The organism is Algoriphagus sp. UBA3586 (assembly GCF_002376385.1).
Classification (GTDB): domain Bacteria; phylum Bacteroidota; class Bacteroidia; order Cytophagales; family Cyclobacteriaceae; genus Algoriphagus; species Algoriphagus ornithinivorans.
Window position 1 is genome coordinate 170,482 of record NZ_DFMT01000013.1, and the last position, 25,052, is coordinate 195,533.

The window sequence follows — 25,052 nt, forward strand, 5'->3', positions numbered from 1 at the left end:
AGAAGACGGAAGACAGGAGTCGAAAGTCTGAAAAAACCAAAGGCCAAAGCTTCTCTTTCAAGTTTCAAAATCTAGACTTAATTACTATTTATAAACCGGCTCGGAAGAGTCGGTTTTTTTTATAAATGGTAATACGAAAAGCTGAAATATTATCTAGATGTAAACTTTCTTTATTCCCAGAATTGGAAATTCTTTCTTTGACAAAAAGTAATTTAGATTAGTCGGGAGCATTTTTTAGGATTAGAGGATACTTTTAGCAATAATAGATAATCGCAGTTTTTTTCTATAGTTAGAAATCCAATATCAAGTAAATTTGGCAGGAAAGACTATTTAGTCCCGTAACCCATCAAATATGTAAATTTATTAGGCACAAGTTTTGGTACAAGGAAAAAAAATTGATCAATCAATTTTAAAGAAAAATAAACCTGATTTACTCTTCTCCAATTTTAATAGGAAATCACAATAACAAATTAAAAATTTTGAAATACGTTTTTTTGTACATTTATAGTATTCCTCACTACTCGGAGATTAAAAAAAATGCAGTTGTCGAATTACATATTAGCAATGGTAAACCTTTTCTTCCGATCGCATTTCAACTGTGTGTTTGGAATTAAAAGTAATTTTTGCGTGATTGGACACAATAATTTGGTTTGCATGCAGTTAAGGGAATTTTTTGGAGAGAAACTCAAGGCTTACATTTTTTCAAAAGTTAGCTTGATTTCTCTTTTTTTGGGCTTGGTATTTTTAAGTGGAGCTGGAGAAGTTTGGGGGCAGATAGCTCAAAGAGGTACTGCGACAACTGCAACCAGTGGTAACAATACACTTACCATCGCTCGACCCAGTGGACTTCAAGTTGGTGATTTGATGATTTCGACAATTCATCAAACAGATAATGATGACGAAACACTCAATCAGGCCACACCTCCTGCGGGATGGACATTTATTGCTGGTTCTAGATATCGTACTGATGATGATGACGAATGGAGGGTAGACTTTTTCTATAAAATAGCTACCGGAGCCGATTTAAGTGCGGCTAATTTTGGATTTGACGGTGATGGAGACGCTGACGATATGCAAGGTGCAATAATTGCTTTTTCAGGGGTGGATACTACCAATCCATTCGATGCCACCGGAGTAATTCAAACTAATGGGAATTCCCAAACTGTTACCGCAAGTTCAATAACAACAGTTACAAGTAATGCTGCAGTGGTGATGTTGGCGGCAATCAACGACAACAGATCATTTAATGGTAATTGGTCCACAACCGATCCTGGGGTATTGACAGAGGTATTTGATGAACCATTCAATGCTGATTTGGATATGGGGATCGGGGGAGCCTGGGCAATAAAATCAAATCCAGGGTCTACAGGAAATGGCACTGTAACCATAAGTAATAATGCTCGAAGTGCAGCAATTTTATTAGCCCTCAGACCTGGTTGCACAGCGATAGCCAATTCCGGCTCAGCTATGGCGGCAATTTGTCAAGGTGGAACTTCCATCGCCTTGGGTGGAAGTGTCTCAGGATCGGCCACCGGTGGAACTTGGTCATCCAGTGCAGGAGGAACTTTCAGCCCAAATGTGAACACTCTAAATGCAACTTGGACTCCACCTGCAGGTTATTCTGGTACAGCTACCCTAACCTTGACCACAACAGGTGGCAGCTGCAGCGATACCGATTCAAAAAACATTACCGTCAACCCCAACCCAACCGTTAATGCGGGACCTGCTTTGGCAGCCATTTGTCAAAGAGGTACTTCCGCTGAATTAGGAGGTTCGGTTGGAGGTAGCGCTACTGGTGGAGTTTGGTCTGATGGAGGAATTGGAGGAACTTTTAGCCCTAATGCAAATTTTCTAAATGCCACCTGGACTCCACCCGCAAGCTACAGCGGTACAGCTACTTTAACTTTAACTTCCTCAGGCGGCTCATGTGGCACGGTAAGCGCCTCGAAAAATATCACTGTAAACCCAGGAGCAACAGCAAATGCTGGAGGGGCACTAGCTGCGATATGCCAAGGTCAAACATCAGCTCAGATGGGTGGAAGTATTGGAGGGGTAGCCACTGGAGGAACTTGGTCTGGTGGAGCCGGTTCATGGACCAATGCAAACAATCCTGCTACCGCTACTTATACCGCAGCACTAGGAGAATCCGGTTTAATCACACTCACTTTAACTACCTCGGGAGGAACTTGTGGTTCTACATCCGTATCAAAAACCATTCAGGTCAACGCCCTTCCCCAAGCCAACCCTGGCCCGGCTTTAGCGGGTATATGCCAAGGCCAAACTACTCCTGCCATGGGTGGATCTGTAAGTGGATCTGTCTCTGGGGGAATTTGGAGTGGAGGAACTGGTACTTGGACAAATCCTACGAATCCAGCAAATGCCACCTACACGGCCGGAGCCGCTGAAACAGGAACTATAACCTTAACTCTGACCACTACAGGAGGAGCTTGTGGTGTTGCTACAGCTACAAAAACTCTTACAATTACTTCCGGTCCAACAGCAAACCCCGGCGCAGCCTTAGCAGAAATATGTGATGGAGAGACTTCAGTCCCAATGGGTGGAAGTATTGGTGGAGCCGCTACAGGTGGTGTTTGGACTAACCTAAACGGAACTGGAACTTGGACCAATGCCAATAGCCCGGCCAATGCTAGGTACACCGCCGGAGCAAATGACAGTGCATTGGGCCTTATCACCTTACAACTTACAGCGAGTGGTGGATCTTGCAGTCCCGCTGTAGTAACAAAAACCATAAGAGTAAACCCAGGAAAATCGGTAACTCCTGTAGCTTCAGAAACCGTCTGCTTTTTTACTGGAAATATAAACCGTACCCATAGTACTACTGGGGTAACGGGGATTGGAACAATCACCAATCTTCCTGCAGGTGTCAGTGCGACATTTAATTCTTCTACCGGTCAAATTAATATCACTGGTAATCCCACCGAACTCGGTACATTCAATTATAGTATAGAATTATTGGGCACCTGCGGAGTGGCTTCTGCAACAGGAACTATCATTGTTGAAGATTGTGGCTGTGTAGAGACCTTGGATTTCGCTACCAATCCTTCAGGCACATGGGTTGTTCCTAATGGAGTAACACAAATTATCGTGGAAGCCTGGGGAGGTGGAGGAAGAGGTGGACTTAGAAGTGGAAATGAAGCTGGAGGCGGAGGCGGAGGTGGTTACTCAAGATCAATTTTAACTGTAAGCCCGGGAAATTCATTTAATTATTCTGTTGGAAGGGGTGGAAATAACTCCAACATAAATGGTGGCAATACTACCTTTGGTACAGGCTTACTTGCACGGGGCGGAACCGGTGTTGGTAATTCTGGAACTGGAGGTGCTGGAGGTTCCGTTGGAACTGGAAATGATGTTGCCTATGCAGGAGGACGAGGCGGCGACCAATCCGGATCAAGTAGTGGTGGTGGTGGATCTTCCGGCTATGCTAATTCAAATGGGGCAAATGGTGGAGTAATTACTCCAGGAACAATTCCAGCTGGAAGAGAAGGGGGAAATGGGGGTGCGGGAACCAATACACAAAATACTAGTGGTCAGCCAGGCCAAGTTCCAGGAGGTGGCGGAGGTGGTGCCAGATGGGATGGGTCAAGTTCTTCGGTTTTTGGTGGTGAAGGTGGTGCCGGTCGAATCAAAATTTCTTACACCTTAACAGCCGGTATTGTTAATGGTTCGCAATCTATTTGTGAAGGTGGGACTACCACCTTTACTTCCACCATGGCAGGGGGAGTTTGGTCATCAACTAATCCTTCCATAGCGACAGTAAATCCCTCCACTGGCGTAATTACCGGAGTAAGCGCAGGGGCAGCGACCATACGCTATACCATTACAGGCTGTAGTGTGGCTACCTCTTCCAGAACAGTTTTCGTAAATAAGCCCATCAGTCCAGGAACTATCAGTGGAAATCAAAATATCTGTATAGGAGGAAATACTCAACTTTTATCATCTACAGCCTTCGGTACCTGGTCCTCGGCAAATCCTTCTATAGCCACAGTTTCCACAACAGGTTTAGTGACGGGAGTTTCTGCCGGTACCGCTGTTATTATTTACAGGCTTCCTGCCAGTGGTGGTTGTCCAGCTCCCGAAACAAGCATTAGCATCACGGTCACAGCACCACCAGATGCAGGAACCTTGAGTGGAACCCAAGAGGTATGTGAAGGGGGAACTAGAACCTTTTCCTCAACAGTTTCAGGCGGTATCTGGTCATCTGGAAATCCTGCAGTAGCAACAGTAAACCCATCAACTGGAGTTGTGACAGGTGTGTCAGCAGGTTCAGCAATCCTGACCTATACAGTTGCCGGTTCAGGAGGTTGCCCGGATGACTTTGAAACCCGATCTATTACCGTAACTAGAGCGCCCAATGCTGGGACATTAAGCGGAGCAAATGAACTTTGTGTAGGACAGAGCTCTACGTTTTCCTCCACTTCGCTGGGAGGAACTTGGACTTCAAGTAATCCAGCTGTAGCCTCCATAAATAGTTCTACAGGTGTTGTTACCGCTATTTCTGCTGGAACAACAACTTTTAGCTATACAGTTCCAGGATCGGGAAGCTGTGCCTCTGTTGTAGCTACCCGTAACCTTATAGTGAATGCACTACCAACTCCTACATTTACTGCACAACCCACCGGTGTCGTTTGCATTGGAGAGGAGGTTACGTATACTACTCAATCCGGACAATTGAATTATGATTGGCAGATATCCGGTACTGCGGGGGTTGATTATTCCATAAATTCAGGCGGTACCAGTACAAGCAATTCCCTCACACTAACTTGGTTAACTCAGGGTACAAAACAGGTATTCTTAAGATATTCTAATTCCAATGGATGTTTGGCTTCCGCCTATATTAATAGTTCTGTTTCCGTTAGTCCTCTACCAAGCCCTTCATTCAATATCGAGCCATCAGGCGATGTTTGCTTAGGCCAGATAGTGACCTATACCACACAATCAGGACGTGCAAATTACTCTTGGAATATTACAGGGATTCAAGGATCGGATTATAACATAACTGCAGGAGGGACCAATACCAATTCTATTTCTATAGAATGGTTAACGACAGGATTCAAAACCGTTACCGTTAATTATGAAAATGGAAGTGGATGTGCTGGAACAGGTCCCGCATCAAGTACTATCGATATTTTTTCATTGCCGAATCCAACATTTACAATTGCACCTTCAGATCCAGTTTGTATAGGTCAAGAAGTTACCTATACTACCCAATCTGGCTCAGATTTTTCAGATTATGATTGGACAATTTCAGGGGATGAAGGAACTGACTATTCTATTGTCTCTGGTGGAACTCATGAAACAATCACACTAATTTGGCTTACTGATGGGCAAAAAACCGTATCGGTGAATTATGAAAACTCCAATGACTGTGAAGGGATCTCACCTGCAATTAGCACCATCAATTTAGACCCACTTCCTGTCCCAACCTTCACTACTGAGCCTTCAAATCCAGTTTGTATTGGTGATCAGGTCACTTATACCACTCAAGCGAGTCAGTCAAACTACATCTGGACAGTTTCTGGAGTTTCTGGAACGGATTATAACATTACCGCTGGCAGTACCGGGACTGGTAGCAATACCGTCACCATTGAGTGGTTGACCGATGGGGATAAGACGGTGACGGTCGGTTATACCAACCCAAATGGCTGTGTAAGTGCAACAGAAGCTTCGAATACAATCACACTGGATCCTCTTCCAGTTCCCACCTTTACTGTGGAACCATCGGATCCTGTATGTATCGGAGAAGATGTCACCTATACCACAGAGTCAGGACAGTCGAATTATAGCTGGACCATATCCGGTACAGCGGGAAGCGATTACAACATAACTGGGGGAAGTATTGCTACTGGTAGCAATACGGTAACTATTCAGTGGTTGACTGATGGAGCTAAAACGGTTACAGTAAATTACACGGATGCAAATGGATGTACTGGAATTGCCCCAGCTTCAAATACCATTAATCTGGCCCCTCTTCCCTCTCCAAGTTTTACAGTAGAGCCATCCAACCCGGTTTGTCTGAATGATGCCGTGACCTATACCACCCAGAGTGGTCAATCGGACTACACTTGGAATATTTCAGGTTCAGAAGGAGTTGATTACACTATTACAGGGGGAGGAATCGGAACAGGAAGTAATACCGTCACTATTCAATGGTTGACTTCAGGAACCAAGACAGTGACCGTCAATTATACAGATGCAAATGGTTGTTCGATTCCAACTCCAGCTTCGAATAGCATTGAAATCAGCACACCCGTTTCCATCGATCCTGAGATTGATCCGGGTCAGTTAGGGGATACTGAGTGTTTTGGAGATGGATTTGACCCTATCAATATTACCGCCACAGGTTCAGCTCTATCTTTCCAATGGTATCGCAAGCCTGATAATTCAGACATCAGTATTAATCCGGGTACAGCAATATCCGGAGCTACTTCAGCCACCTTTATTCCTCCTTCTTCTCCTGAAGGTATTTCATACTATTATGTGGTGGTGTCAGGAATTTGTGGAGCTGCACAAACGTCTGACCTAACCGGCGCCTATATCGTTTCTCCGTCCGGAACAGCGATTAACCTAGACCTTGACTCGTCAGCTCCCGATGAAGTATTCTGTTTAGGAGCAGGAACTTTCTCCCAACTAACAATAGCCGCGACAGGTGATGGTGGCGTACCAGCAACTTACCAGTGGTATCAAAATACAACTCCCGATAACACTTCTGGCGTTTTACTTTCCGGCGAAACAAATTCTACTTTCACCCCTCCTTCTGACGCGAGTGTGGCTGATGGGTTGCCAAGATACTATTATGCCACTGCAACTAGCCCAAGCTGCGGAACAGTTACATCATCCATATCAGGTGCTTTTATTGTCAATCCTTTGACGAATATCGATTCTGAGGATCTTGTCGGAGATACAATTTGTGAAGGTCAAGGTCCATTTAGCCCAATTTATGTCAACGCTTCAGGGACTGGTTCATTGTCCTACCAATGGTACACCAACACTACCGGAGTGATCAACCCGGGTGTTGATACTCAAGTAGGATCTGATTCAAATGAGTTTACTCCTCCATCTGACAATGCCGACGGAATTCCAAAGTATTATTATGTGGTAGTCTCAAGCTCTGGAGGATGCGGGCCGGATCAGACATCCAGTATTTCTGGAGCTTTTGTGGTAAATGAATTGCCTGTTCCGACTTTGACTCCTGCTCCTTCAGGTGAGATTTGCGTTGGTTCCTCAATAACCTACACCACCGAGTCAGGACAATCCAATTACACTTGGACTGTTCAAGGAACACAGGGTACTAACTATAATATTACCTCTGGAGGATTAGGCTCTTCCAGCAATACAGTGACGATAACTTGGTTGACCGCCGGGACAAAGGTAGTGTCCATCAATTACTCCAATGCAAATAATTGTAGCGCGGCTTCTGCAGTCAGCAGCTCTGTGATTGTAAATCCTCTACCCGTACCGACTTTCACGTCAGCTCCACCTTCTGCAGTTTGTGTGGGAACTTCAGTCACCTACACGACAACTACCGGTCAAAGCAATTATATTTGGACCGTTCCAGGTGTGGCTGGCACTGATTACAACATTACATCCGGAGGTATTGGGTCTTCCGACAACACAGTTACATTAACTTGGTTGACAAGTGGAACTAAAATTGTATCGATCAATTATACCAATGCCAACAGCTGTACTGCCGCCACTGCCACCACCAACTCTACTCTGGTAAATGCACTTCCAACACCAACTTTCACTTCGCCTCCTCCTGCGCAAGTTTGCGTAGGTTCTCCAGTAACTTATACCACTCAATCTGGTCAATCCAATTATATCTGGACTATACCGGGGACTGCTGGTACTGATTATAACATCACAGCCGGAGGAATCGGAACGTCAAGTAATACGGTAACACTTAGATGGCTGACCGCAGGTACAAAAGCTGTTTCGGTTAATTATAGAAACGCAAACAATTGTACTGCTGCATCAGCTGTGGTCAATTCAACAATTGTCAATCCGCTTCCTACGCCTACTTTCACCACAGCTCCGCCAGCTCAAGTTTGCGTGGGTACCTCTGTGACCTATTCCACTCAATCAGGACAATCAAATTATACCTGGACCTTACCGGGCACATCGGGTACAGACTATACCATTACGGGAGGAGGAATTGGACCATCAAGCAATTCAGTAACGCTGACTTGGTTGACGGCTGGTTCAAAAAATGTTTCAATAAATTATACCAATTCCAATAATTGTACAGCGGCAGCTGCAGTGGTCAATTCTACCATCGTTAATGCACTTCCCGTACCGACTTTCACGACACAACCTACCTCGGATGTATGTGTGGGAACTACGGTAACTTATACTACTCAATCAGGTCAAAGTAACTATGTATGGAGTGTTCCGGGTGTTGCAGGTACTGACTTTACGATCACTGCTGGAGGAATAGGCCCATTTGATAACTCAGTTACCCTGACTTGGAGGTCAAGCGGCACCAAAAACGTTACAGTCAATTACAGTAATTCCAATAATTGTACAGCAGCTTCAGCGGTTTCTAATACCTTGAATGTAATCGCACTTCCTACTCCATCATTTACCAGTGCCCCCACTACCGACTTGTGTGTAGGAGCTCCTGTTACCTATGCCACACAACCTGGGCAGACAAACTATATTTGGACCATACCTGGAACTGCCGGAACTGATTATACCATTAATTCTGGTGGTATAGGAGCTACCAACCATTCAGTTACCCTAACCTGGTTAACAAGCGGTACTAAAGACGTTTCAGTCAACTACAGCAATGCTGGAGGATGTACGGCGGTATCCGGAATCACAAATTCCATCGATGTCAATGTTACTCCGGTGATATCCAACATCACTGGAACTACTATTTGTAGTGGAGCAACATTTAGTGTCACTCCTCTTAATGGCACCAATGGTATAGTTCCTGCTGGCAATACTTACACATGGACTGTAACACCTAATAGTAATATAACCGGCGAAACTAATGTTGCCAGTCCTCAAACAAGCATTTCCCAGACATTGACCAATACTTCATTGGTGGATCAAACGGTTACCTATACTGTTACACCTACCACGCCAGATGGCTGTACTGGAAATACCTTTGAAGTGGTTGTGTTGGTTCGTCCTCAACCGACAGTAAATGCAATTCCCAATCAAGACATCGGTTGTTCTGGTCAATCTACGACGGCTGTGAATTTTACTGGCAATGGAGTTGCAGGAGTAGTTTATAATTGGACAAACAGTAACCCATCTATAGGCTTACCTGCCTCCGGTACCGGAAATATTCCATCATTTGTGGCTGAAAACCCAAGTTCTGGACCGATAACGGCCACTATTACCGTGACACCTACTGTGAATAATTGTCCGGGTCCATCACGATCATTCACTATTACAGTTGACCCTACACCGGTAATTACCTTGCAGGCTGATTACTGTGCAGTAGATGGAAGTGTACTTTTGGTTGCTAGTTCAAATGTCACTGGGACTACTTGGCTATGGAATACCGGAGAAACAACTTCTTCGGTGCTTGTCAATATCGCTGGATCTTATTCCGTGACAGCCACATCACCTGATGGATGTACCAGTACATCTTCAATCAGCATTGCAGAGGAATTAATTGTGGATGGTTCATTTACAAACTTTGATCCTGCAAATCCTAGTTTCTTTACGGAGTACACTCAAAATCAAGCTTATTATGTAAATGGTAATCCTGCAACGGGATTATGGCCAGAAGGATATTATGCCGTAAATGTCAATGCACACGGAAGCACCACTACAACTCCTCAGGGATATCATACTAACTTTTTTGGAAGGGACCATACGAATAATGCTACTGGGCCTAGGAATTTCATGATGGTGAATGGAGGTGCTTTAATCGGCAGCCCGCTTAGACAACCAGTTATTTGGAGGCAAGAAGTCACCGTGGAGCAGTTTACGGAATACTATTTCTCAGCTTGGGCCATGAATTTAAATCCAGCATCAAATGCTAGACTTCAATTTAAAATCAATGGTCAATTAGTTGGAACGGTATTGGACTTATCGACTGCCCCTGAACCAACTAGTCAAGCTCAGGTAAATTTGAATAACTGGAGAGAGTTTAGGTCTAATCCAAGCTGGAGTTCGGGAACTGCAACGACGGCAGTAATTGAAATTGTTAACTTAAACACCGCTCTAGGAGGCAACGATTTTGCATTGGACGATATTTCATTCGGTACCCTTTCACCATTCATTAGACTCACTTCTGCCGTAGGCACTGATGATAGCCAGGTGGTGTGCGAGGATTCTCCAATTGTAGATATTGAATATGCCGTTGGGGGAGGATTGGATGGTCCAGTTGTTACCGGTTTGCCAGTAGGAGTGACCGCTACTTGGAACGGTAGAAATTTGAGAATCAATGGCTCTCCAACCACACCAGGAGAATATGCCTATGAGGTATTTACTACAGGTTCATGTCAACAAGTTCGGGCCGAAGGGTTAATCATAGTCAAAGATGTACCGGATGCAGGTATTATAGCAAGTGATCAAACTGTTTGTGAAGGTGATATTCCAGCTACAATTACCGGAAATACATATACTCCTCAAGACGCGGGAGCTGTTATTTCCTACCGTTGGGAACAAAATACCAACCTAGGAACTCCAAACTGGGTAGACGTACCCAGCAATCCTTCAGGAGCCTCCTTTGATCCTCCTTTACTTTCAACTACTACACAATACAGGAGGTACACGATTTCTACTGTAAATGGCCTTTCTTGTGAAGGTCCTCCCTCTAACCCGGTTACCATTACCTTGCAAAGCGAACCTTTGGCAGGAACTATTGCAGCAGACCAATCCATCTGCGAAGGAGATGATCCAGCAGCTTTTACCAGCACCGCATCTGGTACAGGAGATGGAAATATCAGCTATATCTGGGAGTATAGAAATTCATCTAACTCAACTTGGACATCTATCCCGAGTGCAACAGGAGCTACTTATGATTCACCGGCCTTAACAGAAACGACAGAATTCAGAAGAATAACCGTCTCAACTCTGAATGGTGTTCACTGTGTTTCCTCACCTTCTAATACAGTTACCGTTACCGTTACTCCAGAGAATACCGTAGACCCGGTTAATCCAGATCCACCATTGTGCCTGGATGTGCCTCAACCTGTTACCATTATTCACACCTCAACTGGGGCGACGGGAATTGCAAATGCAGGAGTAGCAGGCGCAAATGGTTTACCACTGGGTGTGAGCGCCGCGTTCAATTCGTCTACCGGAGATATAACCATCTCGGGTACTCCAAGTGAGGTGGGCGTTTTCAATTATAGTATTCCTTTGACCGGTGGTTGTGGCACAATCAGCGCGACAGGAACCATCACTGTGGATAATCCAACCTACCCTATTTCGAGTATAGAGGTGGACAATCCTGCAGTCGGCTCTACCCCTCCATACGTTTCCACATTTACGTTATTTAGCACGGAACTCAGTCCTGGAGATTATGAAATAAATTACAGCACAAGCGGTGCGAATCAGGTGGCAGATCAAACGATTACCGTTACGGTCACCACAGCTGGTCAATTTACATTTCAGTCTCTCCCATATTCTAATGAAGGGACAACTATCCTTACCATCAACTCCATCCAAGGAGTGGGTGATCAATGTCCTTATTCAGTACCCAACAATAATACCACTCCATTTGGGATCAATTGCAGCACGGAATATCTCCAAGCAGGTGGAAATGCAACCTACTCTGCTCCTGCGGGAGTATCCGAAATCACTATTCAAGCATTTGGCAATGGCACAGGTGGAAATACCGCTATTGAGACAATTACAGTAATACCTGGTGGCCAGATTTTCTTGGTATTTGCAGGCTCGGATATCTTTGCGACACAAGTACCGCCTTCTGAGCCTTTAGCCGACCGGTTAGCTCAAGCCATTGTGTCAACTACTGGCCCAAGTGGTAGGTTTGTCATTACCTATGATTGTCCAGACCCATCTCCCTGTAGTGGAACAGGAGATGTATACCAATACACAGACTCTGAAGGCTATACAGTCATTCGAATTACTGGTGATTGTTCTTCTTGGACATGGAATGCGCCTGATGGATTGGATGAGTTTGAAGTGATGGTAGTCGGCGGCGGCGGAGGCGGCGGTTTTGGAAATGCTGCTGGCGGTGGCGGCGGAGGAGCTGTTATTTATCAGCATTATACCGCTATCAGTATGAATGGCCAACCGGGATTACAAGGTGCTGTATTCCAAGTAAGCCCAGGTGGACAAGGTTTAGGTGCGACCAGTGCTAATCAACAAGGTGGAGATGGAACTGGGTCAACTTTTACCGGTCCAAGCTTTACCTATTCAGGTGGAAATACTTTCAATGACCTAAGTGCTGCAGGTGGCGGAGGTGGTGGCTCCTCCAATACAGACTCAAATTTACGAGAAGGAAGAGCTGGCGCTTCCGGAGGTGGTGGAGCAGCCAGTGGAGCCAATCCTTCATCTGGAGGTGCAGCAATGTCTGCATATGGAAGCGATGGCGGTAATGCATTTGTTCTAAGTGCCGGAAGCTCTGGAGCCGGAGGAGGAGGAAATGCTTCAAGTGGTGGTAATGGTACTGGGAATGCATCTTTAATGAGTGCAGGTTCAGGAGGAAATGGAGTAGAACAACGCATCTCAGGTGAGGCCGTTTTCTATGGTGCCGGAGGTGGAGGCACCTCTTCAGGTGCTACTGTCAATGCACCGGGTATGGGAGGAAGTCCTTATACCGGAGCTGGTGGGGCTACCTTCTATGCAGGGGGAAGAGGAAATAATACTGGTTTAGGTCTACCTGCCACCACCTACGGGTCGGGCGGAGGTGCCGGGAGGACAGGAGGAAGCAATGGCTTCCAAGGAGTAGTCTATATCCGCTACCCTAATTTCAGGATTTTACCTCTGGATTACCTTTATTTTACAGTTATCTACAATTCTTCCCACAGATCTGGCGATCTGGCCTGGGCCACTGCAAAAGAGTGGGAAAATGACCGGTTTGAAATTGAGCGTTCGGACAACAATGTTAAGAATTGGAATAAAATCGGGGAAGTAGAAGGCGCTGGATATTCAGACGGATCAAAAGAATATCAATTTAGAGATTTTGACCTTCCACTGGCCGGCGGTCTCCTTTACTATCGCTTAAAACAAGTGGATTTTGACGGAAGCTTTACCTACAGCAATACCAAGTCCATTCAGGTTGAAGCCTTGCCAGGAGTAACTAGATTTAGAGTGTTCCCGAATCCGACTTCAGGTTATCCATTTGAAATAGAATTGATGGATGACAGTTTTTATAATGATGAGGAGATCACTTTGCGAATCATCGCTGCCACAGGCCAATATCAAAGCTTTAAGGTCGAGGGACTGAAGGATATGGGAACTCAAATATCTGAATGGTTCCAAACCAAAGCTGCGAGCGTTTATACCTTAGAAATCTCCTGGGGCGATCAAAAAGAATATCACAAAGTAATTCTTCAAAGGTAAATCCGAAACTGATTTCAGTCTCGTAAGTCTAGGTGTGCTTATCTTAATTTAGTAGAAGAAAGCAAATTGGATTGATCTATACCTAAAACATTTTCTCTTGGTTCAAAATTTCTAGGACTTCTATGATCAATAGCGAAGTTGGAAGGTAATCGATCTACAAGATAACTCGAAACTATGCATCAGTCTTGACTTCAATAACATTTCAGGTCAGAAGCTGAAAGAACTAGGTTTTCAAATTCCAAAACCTTTGAACTAACTCTATGAGCCACTCTTTTCGAATTATCAAAATGTGCACCAGCCAATTGCTTTTTCATCAAGCCAAGTACTATCTGGGCTTAGATATCAAAATTTTGAGGAATAAAAAGAACCGTTCAGTTAACTGGCTGTTATTTAGATATAAATTCTACTCTTCCGGAGGATTTCCAAAGAAAGTTTCAATCTTACGAGGTTTGTCAGCAGGGATTTCTTGTAACTTACTAAACAACAGGCTACTCAAATTTCTGAAAAGAAATATTTATACTTTCATCACTATTTTTTTTGCATTTTATATTGCTATATTTGTTCCCGAAACAAATCACCCATTTATTTGTTTTCATAACACCCTGTTATTCTTATAACTTCTTACCAGTCAATCAAGCGAAAGCATGAAAAAAGGAATTTTCCTATTTTTTCTAATTTTTGTTAGTACCCATTTTTTGGGTATGGAAAAAGCGTGGGGGCAATGTGGGCCATGCACCATTACTTTTTCTGGGAATGGAAATCCTACACCAAATCGTAATATTCAAGATGGTGATGTAGTATGTATTTTAGGAAATAGATCCAGCAGAATCAATCTTAGAAATAGAGACGATCTGACGATTTGTATTGCAAACGGTGTAATCTATTCAAATGATTTTGCCAATTTAAATGGGGACGATATTACAATAAACAACTATGGGCAGTTTGGAGACCCTGGCACCAATAGAGACCTTCGAATTAGAGAAAGTCAGGTCCTAAATAATTTTGGCTCAGTCTTTTTTAGAAATGTAACCAATGAAGGCTTAATCAATTCAAGTAGCGGCACCTTAACCGTTGAGCGAGATTTAGAGAATGATGAAGGTATCCTAAATCTAGGTAATACCTCTGTAGGAGGGGATTTTATAAATAATAATCTAGTCACTTTAGCAGGATCATTAACCGTTGAAGATGACCTTGACAATGATGATAACGATGCAATCATTCGACCTCTAAACACCAATCAGTGTAATACCATATCCGTTGGTGGTGATATTGATACTGATGATGGAAGAATAACTGGAAACAATCTTACCGGACCTTTTAAAGCACCCTTGCTAGTAAACAAATCACCAGATGATGGAAATCTGACAGGGGGCGCAATCGTAGACCCCAGTCTTGATTGCTCTGACACTAATGGACCACCTAGTGGCGGCTGCTGGCAATATATTGACGACGGAACTGTCTCAGGTATTGTAATTATTGAATTTTTTGATGACTGTGTTTGGGAAGCGCCTACTGGATTATTAGAATTTGAGGTACTTGTAGTAGGAGGCGGAGGCGGGGGTGGAGCCGATGCTGGAGGAGGTGGCGGAGCTGGGGGTTTAGTCCATGCCAGGGCTTTAGTATCTGAAATTGAGTCGGAGGGACTTCCAGTTAATAGTTCGTTTAATATTGATATAGGACCAGGCGGTGATGGATCAACTACCGATGAGGATCCAGGTCAGGATGGCAGCTCAACGACATTTGATCTCGGTGGAATTTATGAAGTCATAGCTGCAGGCGGTGGTGGAGGTGGTTCATCTGATAGTGAAGGAGCTAATGATGGATTCGATTCATCAATCAGTTCCACAACTGGTTTTTCGGTTGTAGGTGGAAATCTTTTTGGAAGCTCCGGGGGAGGTGCGGGAAATGATGGAAACAATGGTGATAGAGGACAAGGGGGTACTGATGGAAATAGAGGAGGTAGAGGGGATGAAAATGCCGGTGGCGGAGGTGGTGGAGTTGAAGGAGATGGTCAAAACGCTGATGAAGAAGAAGGTGGTAACGGTGGTGGAGGAATACAAATAATGATCTTCGATGACAGAATATATGCTGCGGGGGGCGGCGGTGGAGGTGTAGATAGTGGCGGCACCGGCGGCAGCTCTGTCGGAGGAGATGGAGGAGAAGAGGATGAAGATGGTGAGGATGGATTAACGCCTGGTTCTGGTGGTGGTGGTGGTGGAGAAGATGCGAATGGAGGAGTTGGTGCTGATGGAGTGGTTATCGTCAGATACGAAATTGCAAGAATCCTTCCTGTCGAATTCCTATCGTTTCAATCAACCTATCATCTAGCCAAAAGAACAGGTCTTCTTGAATGGTCTACTTCAAAAGAATGGGAAAACTCCCACTTTGAAATCGAGCGGGCAATTAACACTGTAAAAGAGTGGGAAACTATTGGGAGAGTTGAAGGTCAAGGGTATAGCCAAAGTCCTGTTTCATATTCTTTCGAAGATACCCAGCTACCTGCAGCGGGAGGTATGGTATATTATCGAATCAAGCAGGTTGACTTCGACGGAAAATCCTCTTATTCGGTCACTCGGTCAGTGCGAGTAAATCCCGTAGCAAGCAACCTTTCTTGGGTAGCATACCCAGTTCCAAGTCAGGTCGGAACTGCTATCCAATTAGAACTTTTAAATCCGGAAGCTTACCATGATGAGTTAATAGGTGTTACAGTCTCTTCCGTCACTGGAGTAGCTGAAACCTTTCTTTTCAGAAATCCTAATGAATTGCAAGAGTCAATGGCCCAAAAACTGGCACAAATGCCTAGAGGGCTTTATTTAGTAAATATTTCTTGGGGAGAAAAATCCCAGCAAGTGAAGCTGTTAATTCAATAAAAATTTCGGTCGGGCTAAGGTAATTTTCCACACAAGATTATTCCGCTTTTATTTCCTTAAAAAATAGAATTGACCTAATAAATAGCCTGAATTCATAAGCATCTGAATATAGGATAAACTTGCAAAATACACACGGATTTGATCTCCACAGCAGGTTTTCCATTTTTGAGTTTCTAATTAGTACTTGGAGAAGTATTTTATTCCTCCTCTTTTCTTTTTGGCATTTGTGGTTGCCCTAACCCCATACTTCCTTTCAATCCTGTAAGAGTTGCTTTCCACCAAGTGTTGAAAATAAACTTGGTTTTATCTCTTTTGAAATAAATATCAGAGGAAACGATATTTCCCAAGAGCCTTCTTGGGTTGTTATTCTTAATTAAGGTATTGGCTAAAAATGATTCAAATGCCACTTTCCCTGTTCCTTTTTCCAAGGTCAGGGAATCCAATAAATCCACCTTCAATCCTTCGTATAGAAAGGTCATTTTTCCAATTGCCTCTTCCTCTGTCAATTTGAAATACCAATCAGCCGAATTCACTTTTCCCGATCGAGCCTTTACAAATGCTCCTTTACTTAAAATATCATTGACATATTCCAGTGGCATTTCTCCCATTTTGAACGATAAATTAATGGGAGATCCATCTGAAAAATAATAAGTAGAATTCATTTCAACTTTTCCTTCTCCCATCAATTCGCTTGTAGCTATTACTTTGAAAGAGTCAATAGGATGCTTTTCCCCTTCCAAGCTCATTGCAAATGGGACAATGGAAGCATTCATGTCATGAAAACTGACTTGACCTGGAAGCTGAGCTCCCGGACTGAATTCATGATATCGTATTAAACCGTTTCTTAATTGAATGGAGTCTACTAAAGCACGGATGGACGCATTCTTTAATAAGTCTTGAGGCATAGGTTTGTAAGCATTAGGTCGGATAGGCAATCGCTTATCCCTGAATACATCCAAACGCATCCCTTCTACATTAAGCTTTTTTGCTTGGTAGCCTTGGTTGGCAAAGATGCGTTCAAAATTTAAGCCTTCAACAGTTACTCTATCCAAAAAAAGATCAATTGCATCAGTCTGATAGCCCTTTTTCCTCAAGTAATTATACCTTCCCATCGCTGGCCTAAACCTCACTTTATCAAATACTAAATTCTCATCCGAGTAGGAAAAGCTACCAATGGAAAACAACTCCATACTATCCGGTAAATAATAATTATAATCTTTGAGACTAAACTCCAACTGCTTCTTGAAAAGTAATTCTGGACTGATATTTTCTTCTAAATCCAATAAATCCAGATCCAGCTTCTTTAATGAAAGGTCAACATCCTTGAAAGCTAGTCCATTTAATGGAGTATTTGATTTTGAAAAAAACTCAAAATTGCCCTGATTCAAGTTGATGTTTTGCAGCAATATTGAATTAACCAAACCATCTTTGATCCTGAACTCTTTCAGGTTTTCTTTATTTATTTGGGTGGATGTACTGTCCAAAAAGATTTTAAAATCAGGTTGCAAAATCCTTAATTGGGTTAAATCAAAAATTCCTGACTCCTGAATTTGCTCTAATTCATTATTTCTTAAGCCAATCTCCTGGATTTTCCCTTGAAAAACCGGTCCATCAGTCAAATTCAAAGGCTTTAATGGCAGGATTTCTATTCCGGATAGAATGGTCTCATCTTGCTCTGTATCAAACGTCAAATTGGATAGTCTTACAGAGTGCACACTATCTGGCAGGGCAAAAGAAAAGTCATTGATCCCTATTGAGATTTGCTTAAAAAGCCCGGATAAATCCATCTCTCGATTGGCTTGCTCATCCAAATAGAAGTCTGCAACTGTAATATCAAAGGAGGTTTGTAGGGATTGGAGATCGGTTTGGCCTTGTATGTAATTCAATCTGAAATCAGAATTCAACGCACTAATCTCTCCAACCTTGATAAAATCTAAACTCCTTCTAACCCGCGGATTTATCGGGCTGTTTTTTGACTCTATAGCAGGATTGATTTCCAAACTGATCGTACTGCCGACTACATTAAGTTTGTCTAAATCCAATCGGTTATCGAATAAAAAGTCCTCCAAATCGATCCCTTCAAAGCTCACCTTCGGTAAAATCAATGACAAAGACAACTTACTCCTCAGATTGTCACCCGGCATCAAGCGCAATGTATCAATAACCAGCGTTCGGTTTTTTGTATTAAAAACCAAATTACTGGTCGTAACATCATAATCTCCTCTTGCCAGAGAAAAGGAATAATCAGCCAAATTCAAAATGATCTCGTCCGAAAAGAAGGTCTTGGATTCATCATAATTACCAAGATTATCCATATAAAAACCCTTCAGCGTAAGGGATAAATCTTCTTCCACGAAACTAATCTCCCTTCTCCCCGAAAGATCTGAAAAGTTGAATTTCCCTTCCTGGAAACTGACAGAATCAATGGAAACTATGGCAAAATAGGACTCCAATAATTCTCTTATCCCTTCAGCAGAATCCAACTGATTTGCTTCTCTTTTTTGAGAACGATCTCTGTACTTGGTGTAGGTAAGTTCAGGTCTAGGAACCAAAATTTGCTTGATATATAATTCCTGATCAAGCAAAGCCTTTTTGATATCAACTCCCTCTACACGAAATGAAGGCACCTTCAAATCAACTGCCACAGTTTTTTTATAGGTGTCAAGCACAGATTGGATATTCGCCCGAGATTCGGGTTTCAGAGAAAAATTCTGAACATCGATCAGTGATTTTTTAGAGTCAATAATGATTTTATCAGCACTGAAAATGTGTAAGTTATCTCTCAGTTTGAGCTTGTATTTATCCAAACTTAAAATCATTTCATCTGCCAAAAGTATATCCCGAAGTTGCATGGCAGTATCAGGAGAAAAGCGGACATTTTCCAAAAACAAACTGAATTGGTCAAAACCAATATCATCAGACCGAATACCTGATTGATTTTGAAACTGCACCTCTCCTTGCCTCAAATCAAATTCACCAATATTCAACTCATTCAGATAGCCCATTAAAAGAGAAGCCCCCCTCCCCTTTCTTTCCTCTATTCCTGAGTCCGCTTCCAAATCAGTTACCTGTACTTTGGGGGAGATAATTTCCAACTTCTCCACATCCAAGACTCCCTGATTATATAACTTTTTCAAATTTGCCTCAGAAAAAAGTAATTCATTCAGCCTAATATCAATTAACTGATGTGGTCTTTTGGTTAAAATAGTACTGTCTCTCGGTTTTATTTCAAATCCCTGTACTTGAATTCTATCTAAAAAAGAGGAGGCCATAACTTTTTCTCCCTTGATCAAATGAACCTGATCCGACAAGTACAAGGTTAAATCTCCCAACTCCATGGAAGCATCTTCTCCATAGAAAAACTGATTTTTCTTTCTGGTCTGGTCATCTCCCAAGTAAAACTTGACCATTTTGAAATTCAGATCCGAAACCTCAATTCTATTTTCCAGAGAATCCTCCAAGTGATAGGTCAAGAATTTTCCTTTATTAATGGATAATTCCTTCACATAGAACGACTTTAACAAGCCAGAAATCAGATCATTTAAGTCACCATTTTGATTTTGATTGTTTTTGGGATTATCAGATCGGATCACCTTAAAATCCGGGCTGTTCAAAATAATCTCATCGATTTCCAAGTCCGATTCCATAAAGGCCTTATTCAACTCTACATTACCTACCCGAAGTTGATCAAGGTCCATATCATAATATGCAAAACTCTCTATCGACTTATCTGATCTAAGCTGGAATTTCTCAATCTGAATTTGATTCTCCAGTGAAGTCACGAAGACCTCATCGGCATAAATGGTGTGGATGCCATCAGGCAAAAGAAACTCAACCTGATCCAAATCAAATTCAAATCCCTTTGCATTGAAAGGAGTCTCCCATTCTTCGGAACTCGTCCAATCAATATCCTCAATGATCAATCGAGTATTTTTTGCATTGATAGACTTTTGACTCAAAAAGTTTAAAAAGAATAAGTCTGCATGATCTATTTCTACTCTATTGATAAAAATCCCTCCAAAAGGAATTCTTTGAATACTTTTCTTGATTTCATTTTCTAGTCTCTTTACTTGGGAAACTTTTAAACTATCTCTCTCTTTTGCATTGGAAATGGTAGACTCTGAAAGCTCTAGGTTGAGGTTTGGATTATCCAGTTTTATATTTCCTATAATAAAAATCTTTTCAGACCAATCGTACCAAATATTTTTAAGGGCTAATTCGTCAAGAGTAAAATCAAATAGCACTTGGTCTTCACCGGCATTTTCAAGACTCACTGGCCTCATAATAATCCCATTCAGGAAAACACCTCTGCGAAGTAGGGAAAAGTTCAACCGATTGAAATCAACCTCATATACTCCGCCAGTTGCTTCATTCAATTTTGTTCTAGTCCAATTGACTAAGAGGAGGTTAGAACCGAAATAGATTAAAAATTCCAGGAAAATTAAAGCCAGAAAAACTATCATCAACACCCTCAATACCTTCTTTCGAAGAGGATGCTTGGATATTTTTTCTTTGAAGCTCTTGATCATAGCAGGATTTTGGACCAAAATAACTAAATACTCCAACAAAAAATAAAAAAAGCAGCCCTCATCAGACTGCTTTTAGCTGTAGGAGAAGGATTCGAACCTCCACGGGGTAGTTAGGCAATAGTCCGGTTTGTTCCATGCTTTATTCCGATTTCCCCACCCCCGAGACAGGAGGGCTTGTCTGCCAATTTCAACATCCTACATTATATCGTTTCGCTTTTCACAGCGATTAAATTCAAATGAAGGCGAAGATTAACTCACATTGTCTGATTGCTCATCAATGTCTCCACTGCTTAATCTTCGCTTCTTTTTCCCTGCTTTTTACAGAGAAGTGATAAATGGTTTGAGAGCTTCATATTTATTAGATGAATAACAAAACTCATTAATCGATACGTCAAAATTAGAAAAACCTCCTATTTATTAAAATTTTGATAACAAATTAATCAATTTTTTACAGTATTTTTATTTAAACACATTTTTTGTTAATCTTTTTATAACTAACCCTAAGAATTTCACTTGATGATTATGGATTTGTTAATTCCTATTTTGAAAATCGTGAATGAAGGGCGTTTCTTTTAAAAAAGGGCATAAAAAAAACCATGAAACATAATCTCATGGTTTTAGTCAATTAACAATAAACCCAAAATAACCTGCTGTAGGAGAAGGATTCGAACCTCCACGGAGTAGTTAGGCAAATTTACGAGCTCGCTAAAATGCTTTATCCCACGGCCTCCACCCTCGAGACAGGAGGGCTTGTCTGCCAATTTCAACATCCTACAGTATGTGTGTGAACTTTTAGCTTATTTGCTGTTTCAAATATACGGCGATCAAATTGTTTTTTGCAAATTATTTAAAGTTTCTGTTGTTTTTTTACAGATTATTTAATGAAATCGATTGAAAATTAGTGATTAGATAATTATAGGCTTGAATACATCGCTCTTATTGCAATATTTTTAATCTGAATCTCGATTTTTACATTATTTGCATTAAACAGGGGGTTATTTTTGATTTATATCAAAAGAATGTAATCTTAACTGTGGTTTTTTGCTTATTCGTGAGTCACATAGGATTCCCACTTTTCCAAAACTGCCAAAAAATCCTCCGGCAGTTCAGATTCAAAGAATAACTTCTCCCCTGTCTTAGGATGGATAAAACCCAGAGACTTTGCATGCAAAGCCTGGCGTGGGATGATATCAAAGCAGTTTTGAACAAAACTTTTATACTTGGAAAATTGAGTTCCCTTTAAAATCCTATCTCCACCATACATGGAGTCATTGAAAAGCGGATGCCCCAAATACTTCATGTGCGCTCTGATCTGGTGCGTTCTTCCGGTTTCCAACCTGCACTGAATTAATGTCACATATCGTAGACGCTTGATAACTTTCCAGTGAGTAACCGCATGCTTTCCCTGTGAACCATCCGGAAAGACATCCATTACTTTTCTGTCTTTGGCACTTCTTCCAACATGGCCTGTGATAGTCCCTGAGTCCTCCGCTGGTTCTCCCCAAACAAGGGCTATATACGTTCTTTCTATGGTATGATGAAAAAATTGGGCAGCCAAAAAGGTCATAGATTCCTCGGATTTGGCTATCACCAAAAGACCAGAAGTATCTTTATCAATTCTGTGAACTAATCCAGGCCTTCCCTCATTGCCTTTCATTTCAGGCAAATTTTGAAAATAATAAACCAATCCATTTACCAAGGTTCCTGACCAATTTCCATGCGCAGGATGAACCACCATTCCTGCTGGCTTATTGACTACCAGCAAATCATTGTCTTCATAGATAATATCAAGAGAAATAGGCTCTGGAATTACCTCATTATCCCTAGGGGGTTTTGCAAACATCACCTTGATTTCATCCCCAGGTTTAATCTTGTAATTAGGTTTGGTTGGCTTTCCATTGACCAAAACCCCACCAGATTCAATGTTTTGTTGCACCCGGTTTCTAGTGGCATTTGCTACCTTTTCGGTTAAAAATTTATCTATTCTAGTGAGCGTTTGTCCTTTGTCAACATTAAATCGATAATGCTCATACAGTTCGATTTCTTCGTCTTCAAATTCCTCTTCGGGTAACTTATTCATGCAACAAAAATACAAGGATGAAAATTAAGTTTACCAAAAGCCTTAAATTCCCTCATGATTTTAGCAAATCCAGTGGTCAATCAAGTGTTGGATCATCCACTCTTAGAGTCAAAAGGAGTGGAGCTGGCCATCAAACGACTCGACCTGATTCATCCGACAGTTTCTGGAAATAAATTTTTTAAGCTGAAATACAATCTGGAAGCCGCAAAAAAATCTGGTTCAAAAAAGATACTTACCTTCGGAGGAGCCTATTCAAACCATATATATTCTACTGCGGCAGCAGCATTTCAAGAAGGCCTTGAATCTATCGGAATCATCCGGGGAGAAAGAATCGAGCCTTTAAACCCTACCTTGAGTTTTGCGGAAAATCACCATATGCAACTTGAATTTATCAGTAGAGGAGAGTTTAGAAAAAAAGACCAGCCTTCCTTTGTTGAAGGATTGAGAGAGCAATTTGGAGACTTTTACCTGATCCCTGAAGGGGGCACCAATTCAACTGCTATCCAGGGAACCTCCGAAATATTAGACAAGGAGGACAGTTACTTCAGCCACATAGTTTGCGCCATTGGAACAGGAGGAACCTTTGCCGGTTTGGCAAACAGTCTATTAGGGCATCAGCAGTTATGGGGCATATCCTCCCTTAAAGGTGAGTTTATTCATAAGGAAATTAAGAATCTTCTTAGCAACTTTAGTATTTCTCCAGAAGGTACTTGGAAGATTTTCTCCAAGTATCATTTTGGAGGATATGCAGCTTACCGGCAAGATTTGATTGATTTCGTTTGGAGCTTTTATGAAAACTTTGGAGTGGTTTTAGACCCTATCTACACCGGAAAATTATTTTTTGCTGTTTGGGATTTAATCTCAAAAGATCAATTTGAAAAAGGTTCTAAAATTCTGCTGATACACAGCGGAGGGCTTCAGGGAAATGAAGGCTTTACAGAAAGAACTGGAATCAGACTCCCTAATTCTTCAAAGTAAAAAAGTCCTCATTTTCCTGAGGATGAACTTTCAAAACATTGGCGAGGACCAACCGAACAAGCGTTTTGCTGGCTAAGAACTTGGGTAACTTAGCAGCTTTCATAAAGTCTTGGAGGGTAATTTTTCCAGACTCCTCCAATAACTTCATCAGGATTTCTTCTTTTTGACCATAAGTAAAAACTATGTCCCTGGGATTTCTACCTTTCCTCAAAATCTCCCAAACTTCCTTACTAGCCTGAACAGTGCGGTCTGCGACCCTTACAAATGCCCTTTTTTTATTTTGATTTAAAATATAATGTGGCCTCTCTTGGCTTTTAAAGACCTTAAAAAGAGCAACCCCTTTTTTCTCATTGATTTTGACTGTTTCCAGTTCATAGGGTAAGGCAGGAAAAATCAATTCTTTTATAGCCTTCTGCATCACAAAGACTTCTTCCTCTATATATCTTTGTCCACTAACCGTCCCATCATCATCCACTCCAAGCAGTAAAACCCCGCCTTCTGTATTTGCCAAAGCAATCAGTTCTCTCACAATTTTATCAGGAAATGCAGCTTTTTTCTTGAACTCAAGAGTCAGCCCTTCCCCTTGTGAAGCCAATATTTTTACCTCTTGAAGTGTCATGCTTATCAGCTTTTCCCAGGGCCTCTTTTCAATTCCTCCAAACGGCTCTTTTGAGATTGCCACTCGTCTCTCAGCCTTGCAGCTTCCATAAAGTTGAGCTCTTTCGCCGCTTTCTCCATCTGTTTTTGAGTTTGAGCGATCAATTTCTCCAACTTCTCTTTACTCAAATACTGTACGACAGGATCGGCCGCCAGCTGGCTTTCTCCAGGCATAGGCTCCGCGTATACTTTTGCATTCTTCTTGGAATCCGCCACCTTCGTTTGACCCATGATTTTATCTCGAGACTTGATAACAGTGGTAGGAGTTATGCCGTGCTCTTCGTTATAAGCAATCTGAAGCGCCCTTCTTCTTTTGGTTTCATCAATGGCCATTTGCATAGATTCAGTGATTTTATCCGCATACATGATCACTCTACCTTCAGAGTTTCTTGCTGCTCTTCCAATCGTCTGAACCAAGCTTCGCTC

General features: G+C 42.1%; 7 protein-coding genes. 3 read left to right on the top strand and 4 right to left on the bottom strand.

Annotated elements, in window-relative coordinates; translation table 11 throughout:
• The first annotated feature begins 654 nt into the window (after positions 1-654).
• The gene (locus B2906_RS04005) at positions 655-13,512 is read left to right on the top strand and encodes a PKD-like domain-containing protein (protein WP_286935652.1); all 12,858 of its coding nucleotides are present in this window, start codon (positions 655-657) and stop codon (positions 13,510-13,512) included.
• A 644-nt stretch (positions 13,513-14,156) separates the two neighbouring features.
• Positions 14,157-16,382, top strand: coding sequence for a glycine-rich domain-containing protein (locus B2906_RS04010; RefSeq protein WP_286935654.1), 2,226 nt, complete (start codon positions 14,157-14,159; stop codon positions 16,380-16,382).
• 197 nt (positions 16,383-16,579) lie between these two features.
• On the opposite strand, the gene B2906_RS04015 is transcribed toward B2906_RS04010, so the two are convergent.
• Positions 16,580-20,911: a hypothetical protein gene (locus tag B2906_RS04015; RefSeq protein WP_286935656.1), complete on the bottom strand. Its 4,332-nt coding sequence runs from the start codon at positions 20,909-20,911 to the stop codon at positions 16,580-16,582.
• A 1,045-nt stretch (positions 20,912-21,956) separates the two neighbouring features.
• Entirely contained in the window at positions 21,957-22,991 is a 1,035-nt protein-coding gene (locus B2906_RS04020; RefSeq protein WP_219957167.1) for an RluA family pseudouridine synthase, read from the bottom strand.
• A 54-nt stretch (positions 22,992-23,045) separates the two neighbouring features.
• On the opposite strand from B2906_RS04020, the gene B2906_RS04025 reads away from it, so the two are divergent.
• Complete coding sequence (locus B2906_RS04025; protein ID WP_286935657.1) at positions 23,046-23,969, top strand: 1-aminocyclopropane-1-carboxylate deaminase/D-cysteine desulfhydrase; 924 nt, start codon at positions 23,046-23,048, stop codon at positions 23,967-23,969.
• On the opposite strand, the gene B2906_RS04030 is transcribed toward B2906_RS04025, so the two are convergent.
• Together B2906_RS04030 and B2906_RS04035 are read right to left on the bottom strand one after the other, a co-directional pair.
• Complete coding sequence (locus B2906_RS04030) at positions 23,953-24,588, bottom strand: helix-turn-helix domain-containing protein (RefSeq protein ID WP_286935658.1); 636 nt, start codon at positions 24,586-24,588, stop codon at positions 23,953-23,955. The two genes, B2906_RS04025 and B2906_RS04030, sit on opposite strands and share 17 nt — an antisense overlap.
• Positions 24,589-24,593: 5 nt before the next feature.
• Positions 24,594-25,052 (bottom strand): UvrB/UvrC motif-containing protein (locus B2906_RS04035; protein ID WP_286935659.1); only part of this gene is annotated, 459 nt, incomplete at its 5' end.

Bases quoted from the DNA above. Each gene is read 5' to 3' on its own strand.
- B2906_RS04005 (WP_286935652.1), top strand. From the start codon at position 655: ATGCAGTTAAGGGAATTTTTTGGAGAGAAACTCAAGGCTTACATTTTT.
- B2906_RS04030 (WP_286935658.1), bottom strand. From the start codon at position 24,588: ATGACACTTCAAGAGGTAAAAATATTGGCTTCACAAGGGGAAGGGCTG.
- B2906_RS04020 (WP_219957167.1), bottom strand. From the start codon at position 22,991: ATGAATAAGTTACCCGAAGAGGAATTTGAAGACGAAGAAATCGAACTG.
- B2906_RS04025 (WP_286935657.1), top strand. From the start codon at position 23,046: ATGATTTTAGCAAATCCAGTGGTCAATCAAGTGTTGGATCATCCACTC.
- B2906_RS04015 (WP_286935656.1), bottom strand. From the start codon at position 20,911: ATGATCAAGAGCTTCAAAGAAAAAATATCCAAGCATCCTCTTCGAAAG.
- B2906_RS04010 (WP_286935654.1), top strand. From the start codon at position 14,157: ATGAAAAAAGGAATTTTCCTATTTTTTCTAATTTTTGTTAGTACCCAT.